General features: G+C 27.3%; 5 protein-coding genes. All 5 read right to left on the reverse strand.

The genetic code is table 11. The features are described from left to right. Positions 1 to 635 precede the first annotated feature (635 nt). A complete protein-coding gene (locus CHF27_RS13225) occupies positions 636 to 1,697 on the reverse strand; it encodes a DNA cytosine methyltransferase (RefSeq protein ID WP_095406508.1) in 1,062 nt (353 codons plus the stop codon). Then, a complete protein-coding gene (locus CHF27_RS13230) occupies positions 1,690 to 2,472 on the reverse strand; it encodes a DNA-methyltransferase (protein WP_095406509.1) in 783 nt (260 codons plus the stop codon). The genes CHF27_RS13225 and CHF27_RS13230 overlap by 8 nt, the downstream gene beginning before the upstream one ends. Positions 2,473 to 2,491: 19 nt before the next feature. Beyond that, the gene (locus CHF27_RS13235) at positions 2,492 to 3,724 is read right to left on the reverse strand and encodes an McrC family protein (RefSeq protein WP_095406510.1); all 1,233 of its coding nucleotides are present in this window, start codon (positions 3,722 to 3,724) and stop codon (positions 2,492 to 2,494) included. Further along, positions 3,714 to 4,970, reverse strand: a complete 1,257-nt coding sequence (locus CHF27_RS13240; protein WP_095406511.1) for an AAA family ATPase — start codon at positions 4,968 to 4,970, stop codon at positions 3,714 to 3,716. Before CHF27_RS13240 ends, CHF27_RS13235 begins: the two co-directional genes overlap by 11 nt. 353 nt (positions 4,971 to 5,323) lie before the next feature. Next, positions 5,324 to 5,600, reverse strand: a 277-nt coding sequence (locus tag CHF27_RS13245) for a hypothetical protein (RefSeq protein WP_158534777.1), incomplete at its 5' end; no start/stop codon positions are given.

A 5,600-nucleotide genomic window follows, 5' to 3' on the forward strand; every position in this document is an offset into this window, starting at 1 on the left:
TGAATGGCTATCCTCAAAAGCTACGAACACGTATGAGCGAATAATATACGTAGCAGACTTGATATGAAATATGATGTTTGCGCAGTATTTTATCGTGAGACGTGTTCGTGCGTTGAGGATTAGTTAGAGGGGCATGGCCGATAGGCCTATCTTTAACTACCAACTAACTATAAAGCTATAATCTATCAATATCCATGCAACTTCCGATTAAAAGATGGTTTTGAGTTAGCTATTGTAGTGGAAATCCTTTTGAGCGTTCTTTGCTCAAAAGATTGGAGCGAAAAGCGCGGTGGCGATAGCCAAACTCCATAAGTATCAAATCTAGGGATATGACTATAAGTAAGAATATAGACAGTATAGTATAAACAAAAAAATAAGTATTGAAATTATATAAAATACAAGAGTAAAAGAATATGAAATTAATAGTAAAACTAAAAAATAGAATCCGTTGTAGTCACTAGATTAAAAGCAGTATGTTCTTTGTCTGGCATCACAGTTTGCAGCGCTCTTTGCTGCAATCTGTGATGTCAGACTAGACCCTATAGTTTTTGACCCCAGCATATAAATAAAGATAGTTGAGGAAGGAGCGGTTTTTGCTCCTTCTTCAACTATCTTCCTATACATTCATTAAAAAATTAATCATTATTAATATCTTTTTTTATTTTCTTTGCTATTTCCTGGGCTAATAAAGGAGGAACCGCATTACCCACTTGTTTCATTTGTGAAGATTTATTTCCATAGAAAATAATATCATCAGGGAATGATTGTAGTCGAGCAGCTTCCCTAACGGTAATAGCTCTATTTAAATAAGGATGAGAAAATCTACCAGATGAAGGTGTATCAAATCTAGTGGTTATAGTAACTGATGGTTTTGACTTTATTATTCTAGACCATGTTCCACTAAATATAGACCCTGTTATATGCTCAGGAGGTAAAACTTCTCTACCTTGTTCAGGTGGAATAAGCTTTAATCTTTCAAGAGCTAATTCTGAATGTTTTGTTACTGTATGATTATAGAGAATTTTAGAATTACATCTCATTAGTTTTTGGTAACTTGTATTTGAATTTATTTTATAATCTTGTAAAAATTCACCTTCACCAGATTCTAGATATGATAGATCGCTAATTGCATCCCATGCAGAAACTTTAGTATCTATAGGCTTAGGAAGATTGAGTTTGATATCACCCTTTTTACCTAGAATAAAAGCTCTTCTTCTCTCTTGAGGAACTCCATAGTCATATGAGTTTAAAATACCATAATCTATGGAGTAACCTATCTTATTAAATAGGCTGACTATTTCATTTTTAAAATATCCATTGCAAGCAGTTAGCATATTGGGTACATTTTCCATAACAAAGTATTGTGGTTTTACATAATCAACAACATTGAAAAAATATTTAAATAAGTAATTTCTAGTGTCATCTAATCCTAACCTAGAGCCTTTTTGAGAGAATCCTTGGCAAGGAGGACCACCTATTACAATAGTATTATTTGAATTATGAAAGTCCTTGAACACAGATTCTATTTCTAATTCAGTTATATCCTGATTAATAACATATGTTTCAGGATGATTTTTTTTATAACTTTCAGCAATAGATGCATCAATTTCATTTGCAATACTTATTTCAAATCCTTCTAATCTAAATCCTAAAGATAATCCACCAATTCCTGAAAATAAATCTATAACTTTATACATAGTTTGTAGTCTCCATATCAAAAAGTGTAACATCAGAAGGATTTGCATCTTGAATTCTATTTTTAGCTATATCAAAGTATTCACTATTAAATTCGATACCTATAAATTTTCGTCTAAGTTCAACGGCAGAAACTCCAGTAGAACCACTACCCATAAAGCAATCCAATATAGTATCATTTTCATTACTTAAAATTTTAACAAAATGGTTAATTAAAGTAACTGGTTTTTGAGTAGGGTGTTTCCCAAATTTTTTCTCATTTGAAGGTGTTAAACTTGTTTCTACAAAATCATGGATAGCCTTACCATCATTATTAAATGTACCTGTTTTAGAATCATTAACAAAATAAATCCAAGCTTCAGTAGAGTTTATAAAATGGAGGTTCATATTTCTAGGCATTGGGTTTGTTTTATGCCAAATTCCAGTTGTTTTATAATAAAATTTATGCTTTTCAGCTAATTTTATTAGAGACTCAACCTTTATTATTGACATGAATAATATAAGAGAGCCTTTTTTCTTAAGAACTCTGTTCGCATGTTTAAAAAATTCGTCCATGTGTTTTATCCAAACATCATAATCATCATCATCCCAACCTGCATCACCAAAAAAGTTAGATCTCATTTTTTTTAAATTTGTTTGCCTACCCTTCATAAACTGAGCTAAGTTATAGGGCGGGTCTGTTATTATTAAATCAATACTATTATCATCTATATCTGTTAATTGTTTTAAGCAATCACTATTATAGAGCTTAAAATTTTCATCTATAAAATTTGTCATTTTATCACATCCTATATATTTACTTGATGATATCTTGTAAGTCAGAGTAAAATTTATATGTCCCAACTTCAAGTAAATTGATAGTTCTAATTTTTATTTTATTAGAGCTATTATTTTTAACAAAAAAGTCATCTATAATCTTATCATTATTTACATTCTTAGGGAACAGTAAAATTATGTCTTCAACATTCGATATACCTGTAATATATCCATTCATTTGATATATATCAGATGAATTAACAAATTTATTGAGAACTTTCCACTTTGTATCGATTATAATTACTTGAGAAGAAGCTTTTTTTATCATAATATCAGGTTTTAAATTTATTTTATGTATTTGAGGTTTAGAGCAATTAGTCAATAAATAATTATTTTGGTTTTGGTAAATAACATTATGTTTATAGATTTTTTTATAAGATTTATAAATAAACTGCTCGAATAATTTATTCATATCTATTAAAAATGAATTTATTTTACAACTTCCACTATTTAAGCTAGAACCAATATTATTTAAAAATAATTCACAGTAATGTATACTATTTTTAAAACGATCATTATTTCTATTAAAACTTAGTTTGTCAATGAAACTTGCTGCATCATTGATAACTGAAATATTCTCAAGTCTATCTAACTGAACTTTAACCTTAGATTTAGTTTTATTACTAATATTAAATCTAGATATATGAACTAATGTAGTCTTAATTATTTGGTTCAATAAATAATCATCCGTTAGGGTTGAGTACTTGCAATAAAACTTGTTTTTATTAAATAAATTTTTATGTAAATGTTTATTAAAGACAATAAATCCTTTTATACAATTTAAATTAGATGTATTTTTTTTATATTCTTTATGTAATCCCTGGTTTAACTGTAAGTTTAATTCATCAAGAAATATATTTATTAATAGTTCAAAAAATCCATTTTGTAAAAGGCTGGACTTAGATTTAATACTATGCTTAATATTGAGTCCATATACTGTATTAATCATGAATATTAAACTAGTCATAAGTTCTTGCTCATTACAAGAGTCGGCTATTTTAGGTAGAATTTCTAGAGAGGTATTTTTTAAAGAAATAACACCAATCCATTGTTGGGGAGAAACTTTATTTTTACCCCACTTAAACATAGATAAATTTTTCTCTATTTCTAGATTATGCAAAATTTCAGCATCTTCTCTAGATATAACCTTTTTTTTGATATCAGTAAACTTAGAAATTTTTATAAATTCATGTTCTATAACTTTAATGCTCATATATTTTTAATATACTTTCTTTAGATATTTCATCTATATTTTTAATACTATATATTTTTTTATTATCTATATCGTAATCACCAAAATATCGCAACAGAGAAGAAGCATCAATTTCTTTATGGATATACAATGCATTTATATCTAAGTCACCATTTTCATCTAAGTCATTAAGAATCAACTGAACTTTTTCAGGATCATTATAAAAATATTCTTCAAGTAAAGGTATTACTTTATATACAATGACAGCTTTTATATCATCAAAACTAGATATATTAGCAAAATAAGCATGGCCAATATTATAATTAGAATCTAGTAATAGCTCTATTCTAGAGTTAATTGTTCTTAATAATTCGATAATATTAATTCCATCTATATCATTAGGATTTATAGTTGTACTTGAATACATATTTAAAAGTAAATCAGGATTACTTTTTATAGGAACGAACTCAAATCTTCTTCTTAAAGCAATATCTATATTAGATATACTTTTATCAGCAGAATTCATAGTTCCATATATATCTAGATTAGAAGGTATTCCAAATGGTACTTTTGAATAAGGTAAAGTAACTTTTAACTCAAGAGGTTGACCTTCTCGTTTATCAGGTTCAATTAATGAGAGTAATTCTCCAAAAATTTCGGAAACATTACCTCTGTTTATTTCGTCTATGAATATAGCACATTTTTGTGGCGCACAATCTCTTGCTAACTTACAAATATTTTTAAAAATTCCATCTTGTATTTCATACTCAATAGAATTGGTAGAATTAGTATTTAATTTTGGCTTTATACCTTCTATAAAGTCTTCATAAACAAATGACTGATGGAATGTCACGAACTCATATCTTTTTTTACTAGAATTTAATATATATTTATTATAAATATTAGATTCTAGTGATTTAAATAAATCTATATCCACATACCAAGAGCCATTATAAGATACAAAAATTCTTGGATTATCATATGATCCTAAAGGTGTATCAGTTGTAGAATGTCTAGTTAGTATTGTAGATACAGTTGAATTTGTACTTATACCAAGTTGAGTTAATTTAGAAGAAATGTGTGTATTTGTAGCTATATTATTATTTTGCAATATAGCTAATGCAATCACTAACCACTCCTTTCCGTTAGATAAAGAACTTGATATTAGACTATCAGTTATTTCAATCGTAGTATAATCTTTTAATTTATTCTGAATAAAGTATGTCTTTCCTGTTCCGGGGGGGCCATAATAAATTGTATTTTTCATAAATTAATATCCTTTCTAAACAAAAACCCCTTATATGGGGTAGCGTCGTTTTTTTCTAGATTTACAAAGTTAAGCAAAATCAAGTCATTTTTAAAACTTCAAGTTCTAAAAAGTAAACTTATCTGAACCTATATTATTTCTATAAAAAACATAGTAAAATCAACAGGTTTAACTTATCTAATGTTAATTTTTTAGTTCGTAAATCATTTCATATATTATTGAACTATTTAAATATAAATTGACTTATTAATAAAATACGTAAAATTGCTTAATACGGTGGAATTACTTGATAAAATCTCCTTAACGTTGTAAATATCAAAAAAAACGATGCTACCCCTATATGTATAAGGGTTTTATAATGAAATCAATTTTAAACCTTCTAATGGTATTGTTACATTGTCTATAACATTATATTCAATATTTAACTTATCTAGATTAGTTGTAATATGAGTTAATTTCTTATCAGATAAGTATCCAAAAGTAGGTACATAATCTGTATATTTTATTCTTATCTGAGCATATCTAGGAACTCCTGGACGATTATTAGTTCTAGGAGGATTGTAGTTATAAGATATATTTAATATATCTAGAACTTCCATAATTAGATTAGCTGTTACTTCACTTCTAACA

The organism is Romboutsia maritimum (assembly GCF_002251085.2).
In the GTDB taxonomy this organism is placed as follows: domain Bacteria; phylum Bacillota; class Clostridia; order Peptostreptococcales; family Peptostreptococcaceae; genus Romboutsia_B; species Romboutsia_B maritimum.